Source organism: Caballeronia sp. SBC1 (genome assembly GCF_011493005.1).
In the GTDB taxonomy this organism is placed as follows: Bacteria; Pseudomonadota; Gammaproteobacteria; order Burkholderiales; family Burkholderiaceae; genus Caballeronia.
The window spans coordinates 1,946,093-1,964,440 of record NZ_CP049156.1 but is presented as its reverse complement, the minus strand read 5'-3'; the positions used below and the strand labels follow the sequence as shown (position 1 = coordinate 1,964,440).

Below are 18,348 nucleotides of genomic sequence, written 5' to 3'. Positions count from 1 at the left end.
GACTTGATAGTGTCAGGCGGGATTCGGAAGTAAAATGCGCGCATACGACTCGTGGAAGCTGGTGCAAATCCAGCACGGTCGCGCCACTGTGACCGGTTTCAGCACATACCGGAAGTCAGACCTTGGCGTCGTATACCTCTTTTCTGACTTTGGGGCGCGCACTCCCCGGGAGACATCCACATGACCGATGACCGATACTGCCCGCGATCCTGGCTGACAGCCAGAGCGGCATCTCCTCGATTTGCCAGCTTGAGTCGCGTCGGTGTACAAGACCCCACGTAAGTGCATTTGGCTGCCCGCCTGCGGCATGATCGATTGCGCAGGCGAGGGGTGAGACGTCCGCCGTTTGCCAAGACCAACACCCGAGGCAGGGGCGTATCTGCTGTGCGAGAGAATTCACTGCAACTTAAAGGTGGCTTGGCCGCGGCGTGTGTTCGCGGGTTGCGCTCGTCTATCGCATGACGCGCAGGGCGGTAAGGCGTCCAAAGGGGCACGGGTTTCGTCACCGCCGGTATCCGAAATCGACGCGCTACGCCCGCGTTCGCTGCACGCTATCCAATTATCCAATCTTCAATAACAAGGTTTTCCCCGTATGAAGTTTCGGCATTTCATCCTCACGTCTGCGCTCACGGTGTCGGTATGGCAGGTTGCACAGGCCGCTGACGACTCGTCGTTGCCGCAGCCGGAGCAGCTTCCGTCCACCGCCACGCTGCCGAATATTCTCGTCACCGGTGACACGCAGCACCTGCCGCAATCGTTCGATCAACGCTACGCCTCAACCCAGGTCCTTACCCGCGCGGATCTCGACCGCCTGTCGCCCGTTGACCCGAGCATCACGCAAGCCCTCGCAACGCTGCCCGGCGTTACCATTTCGCAAAACGGTGGCCCAGGAACTTCTGCCTCCGTCAGCATCCGTGGTTCAACGGGAAGTCAGGTCGCCGTCTTCATAGACGGTATCCGAGTGGGTTCAGCGACTACGGGTCAAGCTGAGTGGGCCGACCTTCCGACCTCCGCCTTTGACCGCGTTGAAGTTATCTCGGGACCGGCGGCCGCCTCGTTCGGCGCGGACGCAGTGGGTGGCGTCGTGCAACTCTTCACGAACCGTGCGGCAAATCAGCCCAACCAGACCACGATTTCAACAGGCGGCGGTTCGAACAAAACGTTCGATACACAGATCCGCACTTCAGGCAGTATTTCGTCCACTGGTCCGCTCGCGGCATTGGCTGGACTGACCTATTCCCTGGGCTTGCACGACTACAACACCGCTGGAATTGATGCGACCCAGCCGTGGGCTTACGGGCACGAGGATGGCCGCAATCCGTACCATGCTCAGGACGTGGATGCGCGTCTTGGCTATGCGCATGACAACTGGTCGATCTCCACATTCGCCCTTTATCACCGGTCCGACCTGTCCTACGACAATGCTGGCGGCGATGACCGCCAACTCGATCATCAGTTGACGACAGGCATCGCGTTTCATCTGGACCTCACGCCGTTTACGCAGTTTGACCAGTCAGTGGGCTATACCACGGACCGCCAGTTCCTCTATGCGAACAACCCGGACATCCCGACCGATGAGATCGACTCGACGCGTTTCAGTACGTCGACCTCGCTGACCCATCACGAACGCGGGCTCACGCTCTTCAGTCTGCCGCTTTCCGGCGAGAGCAAGCTCGCCTACGACTTCACCCGCGAGCAAGCCTTCCTGCCCGTCGACATCCCCACGGGCGTGCCGACACGCAACGATTCAGCAGTCTCGCTCCATCAATCGGTCACACTCGGTGCGTTGACGGTGTTCCTGGCGGGGCGTCACGAGATCATCCAGGGTCAGTCGGTAAATACCGGCAATGTCGCCATCGCTTATGCCATTAGCCCGGTTTATACGGCACGCATTTCGTATGGCAACGCATTCCGCCTGCCGACCTTTAACGACCTGTACTACCCAGGTTACGCGAACCCGAACCTGCTGCCTGAGCGCAGCGACACGGTCGAGGCCGCGCTCGATGCGGCCACGTCGTTCGGCACCTTTACGGCCGCTGTTTATGACACCCGCGTGCACGATCTCATCACCTACGACACGGTGACCTATCTTCCCGTGAACGTAGGTCGCGCGCGCATCCAGGGCATCGACCTGTCGTACAAGGGCACGCTTGGCGACTCGACACCGGTCAGTCTCGCGATCGGTATTTTGAATCCCCAGGATGTCACCGACCAGACGTGGCTCAACCGCCGTCCGCGTCAGACCGTCAGCCTGAACATCGATCACATGTGGGACGAGTTCCGCCTGCACGCGCTGAGCACGGGCGTCTCGCTGCTTTACGGTGGATCGACCTACGACGACCAGTTCAACGCGACCTACCTGCCGTCGTACACAACCGTTGGCCTGCGTGCTGCGTACAGGGTCAATTCGCATCTCACCGTGTCCGCCAATCTGTCCAACCTCTTTAACCGGCAGTACGTCACTGCATACGGTTACAACACGTTGGGCCGGACTGCGTTCGGCAAGGTCGCTTATACTTTCTAACTACTTGTCGTCACGACCCTTGTGAGTCACCTATGAAGCGAATTCTGATCATCGGCATTGGCGCCGGAAACCCCGAATATATGACGATTCAGGCGGTCAACGCGCTCAACGAAGTCGATGTTTTCTTCGTGATGGACAAGGGCAGTGCCAAGGAAAAGCTGATCGCGCTGCGTAAGGAAATTTGCAGGCGTTTCATCAAGGGCAATGACTATCGCTTCGCTGAAGCAACCAGTCCCGAGCGATCACGCGACGCTGCCAATTATCGGGCAAGCGTCGAGGATCTCAATGGCGACAAGCAGGTCGTGTTCGAACGATTGATCTCCGAGCAGATGTCCGATGGCGAATGCGGAGCGTTCCTCACATGGGGCGATCCGACGCTTTACGACAGCACCATTCGGATCGTCGATTCGATCATCAAGAAAGGCGGACACAATCTGCAGTACGAAGTGATCCCGGGCATAAGCAGCATTCAGGCCCTGGCGGCACAGCACAAGATACCGTTGAATCGCATTGGAGAATCGATCGAGATCACAACGGGAAGGCGAATAGCGGAGGGTTTTCCAAGCAATGTCGACAGCGTGGTGGTGATGCTGGATGCAGAGGGTGCTTACAAGCGTTTCGCCGACCTGGACATCGATATTTACTGGGGTGCTTATGTCGGCACACCGGATGAGATTCTGGTGTCCGGAAAACTCAAGGATGTGGTTGGAGATATCGAACGGATTCGGGCGGAAGCGCGCAAGGCAAACGGCTGGATCATGGATAGTTATCTGATGCGAAGGAATACACATCGCGAGGATAACTAACGGTTATTTTGAGCAGCTGTACCGGCGCGAGGCGAGGGACGTGCAATCCTGTGAGGTGCTCGGTTTTACGCGCGTGGCAAGCATGCCAATGCCGGAGCTTGGTGAGTATGTAGCGTCTTTATACGAGAGATTAGCGCGCTAAAGAGCTTGGCGCCCGCAACTTTGGGAACACCTCTCGCATGGCCGATACTGCGCCACCCACAAGATCCTTTCGATTTTCTTAAGGGAGCCCCGTCAGCGATCGCGCATATTTCGGGTGTATCGCACTATAAAGGGACCTTGACCAGCTAAAATGCTTATCGTTGCGCCAGGCGCTCGATGCTCCCGCTCGCGCCTTTCCCTGCCACGAGGCTACATGACGCGCTACACGCCGGGTCAGGCTACGTCGATAGTTCCTTTGATCGATGAAGCATTCGCGCTCCACTGCGCAGGCAGGCTCGACGAGGCGGAAGCGCTCTATTGTGAGGCGCTGCATATGGACCCTGGTCATAGGGGAGTGCGCAAGAACCTCGCGCAAGTTCTGATCCGCGGGGGCAGGTTCGAAGATGCAGTCGCGTTGCTGACTGAACGCCCGGACGAATGGCAAGAGGACGTCTCCGTTCACGGCCAGCTCGGACTGGCCTATGCCGGCTTGAACCGTCTGGAGCTCTCGCTGGATCACTTCCAACGCGTACTGGCGCAAAGTCCCGACGACACTAGCGCCTTGCAGTTCGTCGCCAACTTGCAGCAGGCGCTTGGCCAGAAGCCGCAGGCGCACGAGCATTACCGCCGCGGTCTCGCGTTGAAACCGTTCGTCACCATCGAAGCGATCAAGTCGCCGCCTGCCTTTCGCGTCCTCATGCTGTTCGCACCGGGCGCGGGCAATACGCCGTTCGAACATCTCGTTGAGCGGGTAGGGTACGAGACTCACGTGCTCAATCTGCTCCCCGATGTCGCCTACGATATCGACATGCTGCGCGACAGCGCCGATGTCGTGGTGAATCTCGTCGCGGATGGTGATCAAGGCCACGCGCTGCTTGCGCCCGCCACGAAACTCGTTGACCTCATAGGCAAGCCCGTGGTCAATCATCCGGGCAAGATCGCGCGAACCAGCCGGGACTCGATCGCGCGTCGGCTGACCGCGATAGCGGGCTGTCATGTTCCGCAGACACTTCGTGTTTCCGGCAAGAGCGCGCGCGGATCTGAATGCGACCCCAAGCTCGCATCGTTCTCACGGCCCTGGCTCATCCGGCTGGCCGGCACGCACAATGGCGATGACTTTCAGAAGGTTCATGACGAAAACGAGATCGATGCCTTCGTCACGCGGTTTCCAGATGCTGACTTTTACCTGACAGAGTATTGCGATTACCGCTCAGCCGATGGTTACTTTCGAAAGTATCGATTCATGTTCATCGACGGCGAGATCTATCCTTATCACCTTGCGATCCATGACGAGTGGAAGATCCATCACGCCAACACGGATATGGTCAATCAGCACTGGATGCAGGACGAGGAAAAAGCTTTCCTCGATGATCCGCGGAGCGTCTTCGGCCCACCGCAATTCGATGCGCTGCGTGCTATCCAGCAGGAAATCGACCTCGATTACTTCGGCATCGATTGCGCGCTGGATTTGAGCGGTCGGATCGTCGTGTTCGAAGTCAATGCTTGCATGTTGGTCCATTCGAATAACGCACATTTTTCTTACAAAAATAATTCAGTAAGCCTTATCAAGGACGGATTCGAAGCCATGCTGAGGCGAATGGCATCAGGTCATTAAGCCTTGCGCATGGCAAAGGGCCGCAGAACGGCCACGGTCCGTGGTTTACGGCTGAGTCAGTGAGCGCTTATTTTGAATTATCAAAATACATACAACACATGTCGAGGCCAGATACAGATGTCCGCCTCTGGGCTAAATTGAAATGTCCGGTTTTGGGTTGAGAATTATCTCTGTAGAAGGCAGTTTCCCCACCGCGGCTGCCTGTATTTCAGAGGTTCGCAAGATCATCGCGTTCAGGTCAATTTGCTTGAGTTCGCGCTGCTTACGCGTGCCGCTCTTGCGCATCTTCGACCGGACTTCTTCGCCGCTATTCGTGCGTGATGGCGCGGCTCCAATACGCCGGTTGTCGCGCTCTGTTTGCACCTGCCGAGACAGCGCGAGGATGTGGCCAAGGCGCTTGTTATCGATCTCAGCACCTTGGTCTACATCCGAGAGCCGATCGTACTGGCGATAGGTCAGGGCAGTGCCATTGGCCACGATCTCGATGCGACCATCCGGGTACTCGTATACGTCCAGATAGTGATGAATCAGCGCTCGGGTCACGGGCGAATCATCGAGCAGGTAGAGCACCCGATCGTATTGCACGGTCAGTGTGGCCGACACGCAGCGCGATGCGCGAGACGTTAAAACCGAATCCAGGTCCTCGTCGTCGCGCAGTGGTCTATGAGCGTTGTAGTCGCTCTTCGGAGCCTTGCCAAACCGGTTGTTAAAGTCCGCGATGAAGTGGGGCGCATAAGCATTCGCGGCCTCCTGCGTGTCGATTCCGCGCAGCCGCAACTCCTTCACGAGCCGATCCTGCAAGGTCAGATTGGCGCGCTCCACGCGCCCCTTGGCCTGGCTGCTGTTGGCACAAAAGGTGTCGACATTGAGTTCGTACAAGGCCCGGCCGAACTGCGTTATTCCCTTGTCAGCGGTGCTTTTGTGATTAGCCGAGAATACGCTGGCTTTATCGCTGTAGAGCGCCATGGGCTTACCATGCTGCTCGATATAGCGTCGCGTCGCTTCGAAATAACTGAAGGTCGACTCGGTCGCGGTGAAGTGCAGCGTCATCAGCCGGCTGGTGGCGTCATCAATAAACACCAGCAACGTGCACGCCGGCGCGCGCTCCTCGAACCAGCGGTGATCGCTGCCGTCGATCTGGATCAGCTCGCCCAGGCACGAACGCCGGTTCCTCGGCTGGTGGATCTTGGGTGGACGTTGTCGGCGCGGCGTCCATAAGCCCGCGTCGATCATCAAGCGCCTGACCGTCTCCTTGGCCAGCTTCAGGTGGTGGCACTCACGCAGTTTCTCGCAGGCGAGCGTCGGACCGAAATCCGCGTACCGCTCACGGATGATCGCCACGGCGCGCACGGCGAGCCCAGCATCGATCCGGTGATTGCTCGGCTTGGCACAGCGGCCCGAGATCAGCCCAGGCGGCCCTTGCTCGCGCAGGCGTGCTGCCAGGCGTCGAACCTGACGCGTCGTCAACGACAGCCGCTCGGCGGCACGCCACGGCTTGAGCAGCCCCTCGACCACCGACTGAATCACTTTGAACCGGTCCAACTCGCGCATCGTCATGGTGATTCTGTCCGTCGCCGCCATCGTAGCCCCCGGCGCCGTGGGAATCGACGCCGGGTAAGCTTATGCCGCCCGAAAGCGGACATTTGAATCTAGCTAAAAGCGGACATTACAACTTAGCTGCTACAACACATAAAATTGATAATTTATGTTATGTCAAATCAAAAAATAGAGTGCTTTCGCGAACGCCCGTGAACAGTTGGCTTACAAGATTTCGCAAAAAACTGCCCGCGCCCCTGCATGAATTCGTTCCAGCCCTCTGGGCCAGAACGATCTCCTATATCAACGCTGCTTGAATCTCCCGCGCGCCAGCTCCGGCCAGTGCGGCCAACCGCGATAACTACCGAGGCCTTGGCGGGATGACGGCTGGAGCGCATGAAGCAATCGCGAGACTCAACGCGTTGCGTCTGTTTCCGCGGCTTGGGCGTGACTGAAAAGAGAAGAGATGCATACGAATACAGCCGCGAACTGTCATAGAACCAGCTCAATCGCCCTCACCGTCAAAGCATGCTGAGCGCGGTGGCGAGTACGGTCTGCTTGAACTTCGCAGGGTCTTTCGGAAGCGGAGAGAAAATCGACAGGAGATGACTATACGAAACAGTCTTGCTGACCGCATTGGTCAGCATGGCGAACAGTACCTCCGGGTCGTTGGGCGGCAGTTCGCCTGAATCGATTGCATCGGCGAGAAGTGGGACAAACGCGCCGTGATAAGGGCGCAAAAGACGTTCCATCAGCACATCCAGCCGCTCGCCCCGCTCGGTTGCCGTTGTCGAGAAAAACATCCCGACGTCCGGCTCGCTGAACACCTTGTCGATAAAAATGGCCAGCGCCCGCTCCACTCGCTGACGCTTCGTCAGATCGGCGGTACGTAGGTTTCCCGTTGCTTCGATCATGGGTGCGGCATGCTGCGCGATCTGTTCGACAACCGCGATCCACAACGCCTCTTTCGAACCAAAGTGATGCGAGATGAGTGCGGGATCCACACCCGAGTCTCGCGCGATTTCACGTACGCTGGTCGACTCGAACCCGCGCTTGGCGAACGCCTGCCGCGCGCTTTTGAGCAACGCGTCGGAGCCGGCTATCTCGCTGCAGGCGGGCCGCCCGCGGGAGCGTTTCTCCTTGGCGGCTTGCGCCGGGCTTGCGGTTGAAAGTGTCATGGTTCGATCCGAATCCCAATGCTGTAAGGCGAGCCCGAATTTTAACCGACGCAAAGCGCCCCACCTTTGCATCGGTCCGCGCGGCGTTTGACATCCACCGCCCGAATACCCTACTATCGCATTAATTCATCACTCGTTGAATATTCTTTCGCGGCAGATGCATGGCGCTACTCAGCCGCGCCATGCTGACCGGCGACATCAATTGGCTTTGCGTGGTTTTGGAAAAGCGACCCTGCTATGGACGGCTGAACGGATCAGTGGTCTTGTGCAACCGAAAATCCGCATAACGTGATTGCCTCGTCGTGACACCGATGATGCCGGCTACCCGGAATTTCTTGTAAAGGAAAGGTGAGATGCTCGAGAAACATACCAGTGCATGGTCCCGAACCGTCGCGTTACTCGATACCGCAGGCGCTCGAAAAATCGCCGACGAAGCAACACGAATCGCCCAGCGGCGCCCGGCAAAAACCATCTGGAACGATCACGCGGCCTTGATGGTTAGCGTGATCGAGCTCCCCACTCCACGTACGGCCACGGTCTCATGGTGCGACCCGCTTTCGGGCTATTACGGGCATCAGACGTGGCGGGTTGCCCTGGCCAAACAACGTGGCGAGTGCGTGCTGAGCGGCAAGTCCATTAAACCGGGTGACTTCATCTATCGGCCAGCGACCTGCCAGCCGCCGCCGGGCAATGCAGGCGCGATGATCATCGCGTCCGAGCTGGTGCCGTGCGTCACGCCAAGTCAGTCGTAGTTAGCGCATGAGTCATGCATATCCGTCAGCGCACTGCACACGAGCACCGCTCAAGGGTTCTCACATCGAAAACTTGAGGCATTGTTGACGTTGCCGTGACCCAGATACTGAGGGAAGCCGGGATACCGGCACAGCGGCCGGGTCCGACCGTTGGTCGCGCTGGCTATGTCCGTCCCCACCAACGTCTCAGGCGCGATGTTCGCCGTGACCCACCGGTCCAGCGCGCCCAGTTCATCCCAGGCTGGAATGAACACCCCGTTGCCGTGCTGGAATCCTGGGACCATGTAAAGCCGCATGAACGAATCGACAATACTCTGCCCGTACTTCTCAACCAGCGTGTGATAAAACGCGATGGTCTGATTCGGGCTGATGACTTCATCGGCGAGACCGTGCATGGTAATCAGCTTGCCGCCATGCGCAATGAATTCCGATATGTCAGGGTTCATTGCCCCGACCGTCGCCGATAAATCGATCAGGCGGGATTTGTAGATTCCCGGATGATCGACATCGAAACCAAGCGTGTTGAAGCGCAGGTCATGCGTGACGAAGTACTTCATGTAACTGTCGGCCTGTGTGAACAGATAACCGTCGGCATCGAAGCGCAGGGGCTGCGTGAGGACCGGTGAATTGCCGAGTCCCAGTCCGCTGGAAAAATCCACGCCCTGGAAGACGTTGTAGCCGTAGTACTTCGTGACCCCGTAGGCAAGTTCATACGGCAGCGTAAAACCATCGCGAAGAACCTCCAGCGTGGCAAGTTGCGCCTCGGACAAGCAACTGTCCCGCAACGAAGGCCGTTGCCCGTTCGCGCATCGCAGTTGCGCGATGATCTGCGGTTCGTGTTCGCGGCACGCTTCCACATTCGAGACAATGCCGTCGACCACGCCATCCAGCCCGTCGCATTCGTGGAGCACGGTCTCGACCACGCGTTTTTGCTGGGCCGGCCCGACGGCACCACCTGGCGTTCCATAAGCCGCCTGCCCTACTTTCACGCCCATCAGCCGCACGCCCGAAAAGTTGATGGCCGGTGCGTTGGCGATCACGCCGTCGTAGTCGTCGGGATATCGTTCGATCGCCGTGAGCGCTTCGCGCCCGCCAGTCGAGCCGCCGGCGAAGTAGGTCTGCTCGGGCTTGCGCCCATAGCCCATCATGATCAGCGCAAGCGCTACGTCATGAGTTTTCTTGAGATGACCGTAGCCGAAGTTGATCACCGCTTCGTCGTTCATTGCGAAATCGGCGCGCCCAGAATTGCCTACGTGACCGGAATCCGAGCCGAAGGTCGCGTAGCCGCTGGACAGCGGCGAGGCGTAGGGCGCGAAAGCCATAGGCTCGGTGCCGCTTACGATCACGCCGTTGTAGCCGCCCCCGCCCATCTGCAATGCACGGCCGTTCCAGCGCGCCGGCAAATTGACCTCGAAGCGGATGTCGGGCGTAGTGTCCAGTTGCGCCTTGATTACGCCGACGAGCCGGCAGTACTCGCCATTGCGGTTTTTCGGCGCGGCGGCGGCTACGACCGACGCGCTCAGGATGGTTGCGCCCCGAGTAGGCAAGCCGATCACCGATGCCGGCACCGACTGGCCTTCCAGTTCATCGCAATGCTTGACGACGTACGGCGCAGCGCTCGCGTGAGTGCTGCACGCGAATACCGCGGTGAACATCAGGAGCGCACGCAGGAGAAGGGTTGTAGCTTGGGGCATCGCCTAATGGATGAATTGCTGCGGTGCCTGACTGCAATCAGTTACTGCGCCAGGGTTGAAGCGGAAAGTCGCCAGGGTTTTTCGTCGCACAATATATAAGAACCATCTTATTGGCAGAAATCCGATTACCTGAATTCGTTGCGTTCACACAACCGGCTTTCAAGGGCCATGTCGCGGCATCGCCGCGAAATTGATCCGATAAATATGGCCACAGCCGTGTCAGCCCAGGCGCACGCGTCATGCCTGGACGACAACAGGCTCTCATTCGCCCGCCCATTCACCTCGCAGATCGCTGTTTTGCAATATCTCGAGCAGCGTTTCTGCAGGGCGGCTCAAGTGCTTCGCCCCCAACGCAATGAACTCGACCCTCGGCAATTCAGGCAACGCCGCGCGGTTCACCGGTGGCGAAAGTCCTCTGCCTGCGAGGAAATGGGACCGCACGGTGAGCCCCAGCCCACCGCGCGCAGCGGCGATGCACCCTGCATACGAGCTGCTCGTGCAGACCACCTGCCAGCGCGCGCCGACGGCTGCTAGCGAGTCGAGCACCACGGCGCGCGTGACACTCGGCTCGGCGACCAGGATCAACGGCAGAGGTTGATCCAGATCCACCTCGGTGCCCGTCAGCCCGAGCCATTCGAGCTGCCCGGAAAACAGCGGAATACCGCGCGGATCGCCAATACGCCGTTTGCCGATCAGCAAATCGATCGATCCCGCGTCCAGGTGCTCGTAAAGCCGCCCCGTCATGCCGATGGTGATTTCCAGTTCAACATCCGGATGAGTCCGTCGAAATGCCGCGAGCACGCTCGGCAAGGGGCCGAGCGCGACGTCGTCGGAGGAACCCAGGCGCACGCGGCCTCTGAGGCGCGGCGAGCGGAACTGCAACTCGGCATGGGTCATCGCTTCCAGGATCATGCGGGCGTGGACCAGCATGGCTTCACCGTCGGCGGTGAGCGCGAGCGAATGAGTATCGCGCACGAGCAGCCGGCGGCCGACGTGTTCCTCCAGCCGCCGGATGTGCTCACTCACGCTGGATTGAGTGAGCCGGAGCTGGCGCCCGGCGTCGGTGAAACTGTGCGACGCGGCCACCGTCGCGAACGTGTTCAGCCAGACTGGATTGAGCATGATCTATTGTGATCGGATTTGCCGATGATAGTCAATGCAGCCAGCGGGGTTCCCGATCGCCAGTTCGAGTCTTAAAATCGTCACATCGCGCTAACCCCGTGCGACATTGTTCCTGCTGCAATCGATGACTTCAAAAAACTCACACACCGCGCTTTTGTGGATCGTGGCTGTCGGCTTTTTCATGCAAGCCCTCGACACGACCATCGTCAACACGGCCCTGCCCTCCATTGCGCGCAGCCTGCACGCGCAACCGCTCGCGATGCAGCCGATTGTCGTCGCCTACACGCTGACCATGGCGCTTCTCACACCGGCATCCGGCTGGCTCGCCGACCGCTTCGGCACCCGTCGCGTCTACTTCGTCGCCATCCTGTTGTTCGTCATCGGCTCGCTGTGCTGCGCAAACGCGCAATCGTTGAATCAACTCATTGTGGCGCGCGTGATCCAGGGGATCGGCGGCTCCATGCTGCTGCCCATCGGCCGGCTGGCCGTACTGCGTAGCGTGACGGGCGAAGCGTATGTCTCCGCGCTGGCGGTCATTTCAATTGCCGGCCAGGTCGGCCCGATTCTGGGACCGACGCTCGGCGGCTGGTTCGTCGAATCGTTTACGTGGCACTGGATTTTCCTGATCAACGTGCCCATTGGCGCAGTGGGTTTGTTCGCCGTGCATCGTTTTCTTCCCAACGATGCCATTGCAGAGGCCGCGCCCTTTGACTTTATCGGCTGCGCATTGCTTTCGCTCTGCATGGTCGCGTTTTCGATGGCGCTCGACAGCCCCGCGCACACGCACAAACTGCTGGTGTCGGGCGGACTGTTCGTGCTCTCCGCGGTCGCGGCACTCTCTTACATTCCGTATGCCAAGCGCCGGCGCAATCCTCTTTTCAAGCTGTCCTTGTTCAGCGAGCCGAACTTCAGCGTGGGCTTGATCGGTAACCTGCTGTGCCGGATCGGGTCAAGTGCTGTACCGTTTCTCTTGCCGCTGCTGATGCAATTGCAACTCGGTTATACGCCGCTGCACTCAGGCCTGATGATGTTGCCCGCCGCGTTTGCCGGCACCGTTGCAAAGGGCTGGATCTCGCCGCTCGTGAAGCGCTACGGCTACGATAACTTCCTGCTGTGGAACACCATTCTTGTCGGGGCATCGATAGTCGGCTTCGCTTCGTTCTCGGTGAGCACGCCGCTCGCGATCGAGATCGCGATCCTCGCCGTATTCGGCGCATGCAATTCCATGCAGTTCGCCGCGATGAACAGCGTCACGCTCAAGGGTCTGTCGATCAAGGACGCAGGCAGCGGCAACAGCCTCTTTTCGATGGTGCAGATGCTGGCCATTGGCCTCGGTGTCTCGATTGGCGGCGGTTTGGTGTCAGTGTTCTCGGAGAACCTCGGCTCGGCCGCGCTTGCGTTCCGGATCGCGTTTGTATGCGTGGGCCTGGTAACGCTGGCATCGGCCATTGTGTTCCGCTTCCTCGATGCCGTGCCCCCGCGTCCGGTGCCGCAGGCCGCAACCTCGTAGCACGTAGAAGTACGCAGCAACGCAAATGCAGGCTCCTGCCTGAACGTTTAAGCTGGCTGGACCTTCAACACGCAACACGCCCAAGGAGTTCGCCATGCAGTTTCGTAAATTTGGCCGTACCGGCCTGAATGTTTCGCGTTTGTGCCTGGGCACGATGACTTTCGGTTTGCAGACTGAAGAGGACGTGTCGCGCAGCATCATGGATCGTGCGGCTGAAGCGGGTGTCAATTTCATCGATACCGCCGACGTCTATCCGCTCGGCAGCACGGAAGGCGTGGCCGGGCGCACCGAGGAGATCGTCGGGCGCTGGCTGAAGGAAACACCCGCGCGCCGCAGCCAGTTCATCCTGGCGACCAAGGCGGTCGGCAAGATGGGGCCGTCGGCATGGGATCAGGGCGCCTCGCGCAAGCATTTGCTGGACGCTATTGATGCGTCACTTAAACGTCTCAATACCGATTACGTCGACCTGTACCAACTGCATTCCGACGATCTCAACACGCCGCTCGATGAAACCCTGGAAGCACTCGACACAATCGTGCGCCAGGGCAAAGCGCGTTACGTGGGAGTATCGAATTTCCTGGCATACCGGCTTGCCACTGCGCTGGGCCGCTCCGATTTCCTGCGCGTGGCGCGCTTCGTTTCTGTCCAGCCGCGTTACAACCTGCTATTCAGGCAGATCGAGCGCGAGTTGCTGCCGCTTGCGACCGACGAGCATCTGGCCGTGATCCCGTATAACCCGCTCGCGGGTGGATTGCTGACCGGGAAACATAAACACGATGCAGCGCCCGCGGAGGGCCGGTTTACAGCGACCGTCGGCAAGGCGGGAGCGATGTATCACCAGCGCTACTGGCATGAGCGCGAGTTTGAAACCATCGAAAAATTGAAGAAGATCGCGAGCGTTACCGGTGAGTCGTTGACGAAGACATCGGTGGCGTGGGTGCTGGCGAATCCGGTGATTACGTCGGCGATTATTGGCGCGAGCCGGCCCGACCAGCTCTCGGACACGCTGGCTGCGGTGGATCTTACGCTGAACGAAGAGATTAAGGCGCAGTTGGACGACGCCACGGTGGAGTACCGCTGGGGCGATGCCGCGCGATAAGTCGCGATAAGCGATTCGTCGTTCGGACCTTCGGCGCGAAGTGCCCGGGTTCGAACGACTGTCCTCTCTAGTACCTCGCGATGTCCCGTGTCTCCAGCACTCGTGACGCGCCGCGTTCCTTGGCCACGGCGATCATCGCCCGCCCTAACTGGCTGGTCGTCGTAATCGCGTTCGGGAACGCGCGCCGCATCACGGGAAACAAAGGCCGCAGCAGCGAAATCGCCATCTGATACACAGCCGTCTTCGAGCGAATGCCGTCCATCGGCTGGATCATCCCGGGACGATACATATAAGCGGCCTTGAACGGCATGCGCAGCAGCGCGTTTTCCGTGCGGCCTTTAACGCGCGCCCACATGCTGCGTCCGCGCTCGGTTGTATCGGTTCCCGCTCCCGTCACGTACGAGAAGGTCATGCCCGGATTAAGACGCGACAATGTCCGGCCGACCGCGAACGTCAAATCGTAAGTGAGGTGCGTATAGTCGGCCTCGCTCATCCTGAACGACGACACGCCCAGGCAGAAAAAGCACGCATCGAAACCGGTGAGATCGGCCTCGATTGGCGTGAGGTCGAAGAGATCCTTATGTACGATCTCGGCAAGTTTCGGATGCTGCTGCCCAGTCGCATTGCGCCCCACCGTGACGATTCGTTCGATATCCTTATCAATCAGGCATTCGCGCAACACACCCTGCCCGACCATTCCCGTTGCGCCAAAAATAAGCACTTTCATGATTTTTCCGGCCAGGACACACCTGTCAATTTCACCGATACATCCCACAGTCTAGCGGCAACCGCCGTGTCGTTCGCTTGGGGGTAGATGCGCGCCTCGGTAGGCGCTCCCGTCATCTCCTGGAAACCGTTCGGACCGTAATAAGCGGCGGGCCGTGCATCGGGCGACGTGGCCGCCAACAGCGTGGGCAACGCGCCCTGCGCGGCGCTATGGCTCAGGAACGGCATCATCACGCGGCTGAGCATCGACAACACGCCCGAATTTCCCGGCCCGTTCGCGATGAGATCGGTCCGCGCAAAACCGGGATGCGCCGCGTTGCTCATGAGGCCCCAGCCGTTTGCGTCGCTGCGGCGTTGCAGTTCCAATGCGAACATCAGCATGGCGAGCTTCGATTGTTCATACGCCGGCCACGCTTTATAAGCACGCTCGCCTTGCAAGTTATCGAAGGCGATCTTGCCCCGCCGATGCGCAATGCTGCTCAGGTTCACCACGCGCGGTGCGGCGCTCTTTCGCAACAAGGACAGCAACTGCGCGGTCAGCGCGAAGTGACCGAGATAGTTGGTGCCGAACTGGCGCTCGAAGCCATCGGCGGTTGTTTCATGCTTGGGCAACATCATCACGCCGGCATTGTTCACGAGCAGATCAATCGCCAAGCCTTCTTCAAGCAGCCGCTGCGTCGCGCTCGAGATCGACTCGAGGCTCGCGAGGTCAATGGGTTCAAAACGGATCTGGGCATTGGGCACTTCGCGGCGAATGCGTTCGAGCGCGGTTTGCCCTTTCGCTTCATTTCTCCCGGTGAGAATCACTTCGGCGCCTGCCCGGGCCAGTTCGAGCGATGTTTCATAACCCAATCCACCGGTCGCGCCTGTCACCAACGCGCGTTTGCCCGATTGCGAGGGAATGTTGGCTGTGGTCCATGTACTCATGTGCTGGTCCTTCAGAGATTTTTGCGTGAGTAATCAGTCATTAAAGCGTTTAATAAAGCCAGCAACAAAACGTGCCCGCTTGATCAAACGATCATTCAACTATGTGTATTCCGGGCGATACCGTTCCAGAACACCTTGAACCCAATCTTCCGATACTGACTGGCCTGCGCCGGATACGCGGTCATGAAGGCCATCGTGGTTTCAGCCATCGATTTCATGCTGGCAGCAATAAACGCGACCGGATAAGCATGCAAAACACCTGTGTCGATACTGTGCTGCGCAAGCGTTTCGATCTCGGCAAACGGTTCATAACCGACTGCCTTTGACTCTTCGCTAACCATATCCGCCACTGACAACTGGTCGAGCACGTTCAGCCGCTGTGGATTCGCGACACCCCAATCGACGAACGCATTCCACAGATATTCAAGCCGGTCACGTATGGGTCCCGTGCGCGGGAACCGCGTCATCAGGGCGTCGGCGAGATCGAGCTTGATGGAACGGTATAGCGCGTTCACCAGCTCGTCCTTCGTGCGAAAGTAGGTGAACAACGTCCCTTCCGCCACCCCCGCCTGCTTCGATATAGCCGATGTCGGCGCAGCCGCAAGCCCGCGCTGGGCAAAAACCTGTTCCGCGGCGAGCAGCAACGCGTTGTGTTTGTCGTCGCTTTTGGGTCGAGCCATCGTGCGTGATTGAATCGATGTAATTAATGAGTGGATACTCAATTATATCGATTTTCGAGATGTCGGCAAGACGTATGATCGAGTTTCACCTCATCCTGTGCGGTTCAAATCGCGCCAACTAATTGATGTCTGACTCCTCTATGGCCCCCATGCAACCTCTCTTGCCGCCGTTCCTGATTTTTCTGCGCCACGCGGTGGAAGCAAAGCAGAACGGGCAACCGGAGACACAATCGATCTGGCTGCAAGCAGCGGCCTATCTTCACAGCATGGACGACGGTTCGCTCGATAGACTGATGATCGAGCTGATCCAGCAAGAGCACTTTGACGAAGTCGTTGCACTTGCCAACGCGATTGCGCAGATCAACCCCGACAGCGTTGCCGCCAACTTTCGCCTGGGGTATGCGCTGCAGATGGCGAACCGGAACCGCGAGGCGGTGCAGCCATATCGTCACGCGATGACTATCAAGCCTGACTTCCCGAATTTGCGAAAGAACCTTGCAATAGCACTTAGGATTTCAGGTGGCGACCCTATCGAGGAAATGGAGCTTCTCGACCAGACGGTCGAGGCTGATCCTCAGGATGTCGATGCCTGGATCAATCTCACCATGGCCAGACTCGGGTGTCGCGATCTCGATGGGGCGCTGAGTGCAGGCGCGCGGGCAGTGGAACTGGACTGTCGCGATGCGGCCGCGTGGACCAATCGTGCGCAGGCACTCAAGGAGGCGCAGAGGTGGGGCGAGGCGGAACACCATGCGTCGGTCGCAGCCGATCTGGCTCCGAATGATGCTTCGCTTCGCGCCGGCCTCGCAGTCCTGCGCCTGTTGCGCGGCAATTACGCCGAAGGCTGGCCTGGGCACGAAGCGCGCTGGGAAGAATCATCGGCGTTGATGAGCTGTGCACGCCCCGTGTTTCCTGCACCGCGCTGGCAGGGCGAGCCGCTCGCGGGTAAAACACTGCTCGTTTGGGGCGAACAGGGTATGGGCGACGTGCTGCAGTTTTGCCGCTATATCCCGACTCTGGCCGAGCGTGTTCATTTGGAGGGCGGGCGCATCGTGTGGAATTCGTTTCCACAGATGGGCGAATTGCTGGTGCGCAGCCTGGGCGAACACGTGGACGAGTACACAGCCGGCGGCGGCGTCGAATCACTGCCATCGTTTGACTATGAGGTCCCACTCCTGAGTTTGCCGCTCGTGCTCGGCACCAGCGAAGCCACGATTCCGAACGCGGTGCCCTATCTTCGCCCGGATGCCGCTGCAACCGCCGCGTGGCGCGCGCGCCTTGCCGGAGAAAAACGAGTCAAGGTCGGACTCGCATGGACCGGCAGCCTTAATCATGGCCGCAATCCGTTGCGCCGCGTTGGCTGGGAACGCTATGCGACCTGCTTGCGCGACATTAACGGCGTGTCGTTCTATTCACTGCAACCGGGTGCGGCGGACGACCTCGAGGCCGCGCAGTCCGCCGGCCTGACGATAGCCGACTACACCGCTGAGTTCGCAACCTTCGACGACACGGCGGCATTCGTCAGCGCTCTGGATCTGGTCATTACCGTGTGCACATCGGTCGCGCATCTAAGTGGAGCGCTCGGACAGCGGACGTGGGTGCTGCTCGACGTCAATCCTTACTGGCCGTGGATGCTGGAGCGGCGTGACAGCCCCTGGTACCCGAGTGCCACGCTGTATCGGCAACGGCAGTTTGGGCAGTGGGACGCTGTTTTAGAGGACGTCGCGCGCGATCTGACTGCGCTTGCGCATCATCCCGTGTGAGCAGCTAGCGGCTCCCCGACAAGGCGACCGCAGCTTCCACCGTGGTCACGCTATCCAAACAGCCATATAGCTTCAACCGGGCGCCTTTCGTGCGGCCAAAGCAGCCGCGATGCTACTTCCGAGTATACGAAAAAGTCGGTTTCTTGAACCGCGCCCCTAAAAAAACATTACAAAGTCTGCTGGATGGGCCCAAAACTTGCCCGTGCTAGCATCCGGCAATTACACCGGTAAGGGTGACCAGGCGCTGAAGTTCGCCCTCGTCCCCCACTTCCGCC

14 protein-coding genes and 1 riboswitch are annotated in these 18,348 nt (G+C 59.2%); of the genes, 7 read left to right on the top strand and 7 right to left on the bottom strand.

The window, feature by feature from the left end; genetic code table 11:
* Positions 1–26: 26 nt before the first annotated feature.
* Positions 27–179: riboswitch (adenosylcobalamin (AdoCbl) riboswitch) on the top strand.
* 413 nt (positions 180–592) lie between these two features.
* The 3 genes from SBC1_RS08665 (at position 593) to SBC1_RS08655 (ending at position 5,086) form a co-directional block, all read left to right on the top strand.
* A complete protein-coding gene (locus SBC1_RS08665) occupies positions 593–2,524 on the top strand; it encodes a TonB-dependent receptor domain-containing protein (protein ID WP_165090811.1) in 1,932 nt (643 codons plus the stop codon).
* A 32-nt stretch (positions 2,525–2,556) separates the two neighbouring features.
* Positions 2,557–3,330 (top strand): precorrin-6A synthase (deacetylating), encoded by a 774-nt coding sequence (gene cobF, locus SBC1_RS08660; RefSeq protein ID WP_165090804.1) that lies wholly within the window; start codon positions 2,557–2,559, stop codon positions 3,328–3,330.
* 355 nt (positions 3,331–3,685) lie between these two features.
* The gene (locus SBC1_RS08655; protein WP_165090798.1) at positions 3,686–5,086 is read left to right on the top strand and encodes a tetratricopeptide repeat protein; all 1,401 of its coding nucleotides are present in this window, start codon (positions 3,686–3,688) and stop codon (positions 5,084–5,086) included.
* A 132-nt stretch (positions 5,087–5,218) separates the two neighbouring features.
* Here SBC1_RS08655 and SBC1_RS08650 read toward each other — a convergent pair whose 3' ends face one another.
* Both SBC1_RS08650 and SBC1_RS08645 read right to left on the bottom strand, forming a co-directional pair.
* The gene (locus SBC1_RS08650; protein WP_241201903.1) at positions 5,219–6,667 is read right to left on the bottom strand and encodes an ISNCY family transposase; all 1,449 of its coding nucleotides are present in this window, start codon (positions 6,665–6,667) and stop codon (positions 5,219–5,221) included.
* 476 nt (positions 6,668–7,143) lie between these two features.
* Positions 7,144–7,800, bottom strand: coding sequence for a TetR/AcrR family transcriptional regulator (locus SBC1_RS08645; protein WP_165090792.1), 657 nt, complete (start codon positions 7,798–7,800; stop codon positions 7,144–7,146).
* A gap of 353 nt (positions 7,801–8,153) precedes the next feature.
* Between SBC1_RS08645 and SBC1_RS08640 the strand changes: the two genes are divergently transcribed.
* Positions 8,154–8,552, top strand: coding sequence for a DUF3331 domain-containing protein (locus tag SBC1_RS08640; RefSeq protein ID WP_165090788.1), 399 nt, complete (start codon positions 8,154–8,156; stop codon positions 8,550–8,552).
* Positions 8,553–8,602: 50 nt separating this feature from the next.
* On the opposite strand, the gene SBC1_RS08635 is transcribed toward SBC1_RS08640, so the two are convergent.
* Positions 8,603–10,246 carry a tannase/feruloyl esterase family alpha/beta hydrolase gene (locus SBC1_RS08635; RefSeq protein ID WP_165090784.1) on the bottom strand — a complete coding sequence of 548 codons (1,644 nt, stop codon included), beginning with the start codon at positions 10,244–10,246 and terminating at the stop codon, positions 8,603–8,605.
* Positions 10,247–10,507: 261 nt separating this feature from the next.
* Positions 10,508–11,368, bottom strand: coding sequence for a LysR family transcriptional regulator (locus tag SBC1_RS08630; protein ID WP_165090780.1), 861 nt, complete (start codon positions 11,366–11,368; stop codon positions 10,508–10,510).
* 124 nt (positions 11,369–11,492) lie between these two features.
* Here SBC1_RS08630 and SBC1_RS08625 point away from each other — a divergent pair, with 124 nt between their 5' ends.
* Both SBC1_RS08625 and SBC1_RS08620 read left to right on the top strand, forming a co-directional pair.
* Positions 11,493–12,878, top strand: coding sequence for a DHA2 family efflux MFS transporter permease subunit (locus SBC1_RS08625; protein ID WP_165090775.1), 1,386 nt, complete (start codon positions 11,493–11,495; stop codon positions 12,876–12,878).
* Positions 12,879–12,972: 94 nt separating this feature from the next.
* On the top strand, positions 12,973–13,977 hold the full coding sequence (locus SBC1_RS08620) for an aldo/keto reductase (protein WP_165090772.1): 1,005 nt from the start codon (positions 12,973–12,975) through the stop codon (positions 13,975–13,977).
* Between the two features lie 67 nt (positions 13,978–14,044).
* On the opposite strand, the gene SBC1_RS08615 is transcribed toward SBC1_RS08620, so the two are convergent.
* The 3 genes from SBC1_RS08615 to SBC1_RS08605 form a co-directional block, all read right to left on the bottom strand.
* On the bottom strand, positions 14,045–14,704 hold the full coding sequence (locus SBC1_RS08615; RefSeq protein ID WP_165090768.1) for an epimerase: 660 nt from the start codon (positions 14,702–14,704) through the stop codon (positions 14,045–14,047).
* The gene (locus tag SBC1_RS08610) at positions 14,701–15,630 is read right to left on the bottom strand and encodes an SDR family oxidoreductase (protein WP_165090761.1); all 930 of its coding nucleotides are present in this window, start codon (positions 15,628–15,630) and stop codon (positions 14,701–14,703) included. The genes SBC1_RS08615 and SBC1_RS08610 overlap by 4 nt, the downstream gene beginning before the upstream one ends.
* A gap of 95 nt (positions 15,631–15,725) precedes the next feature.
* Entirely contained in the window at positions 15,726–16,310 is a 585-nt protein-coding gene (locus tag SBC1_RS08605) for a TetR/AcrR family transcriptional regulator (protein ID WP_165090757.1), read from the bottom strand.
* A gap of 140 nt (positions 16,311–16,450) precedes the next feature.
* On the opposite strand from SBC1_RS08605, the gene SBC1_RS08600 reads away from it, so the two are divergent.
* A complete protein-coding gene (locus SBC1_RS08600) occupies positions 16,451–18,073 on the top strand; it encodes a hypothetical protein (protein ID WP_371826748.1) in 1,623 nt (540 codons plus the stop codon).
* Positions 18,074–18,348 lie beyond the last annotated feature (275 nt).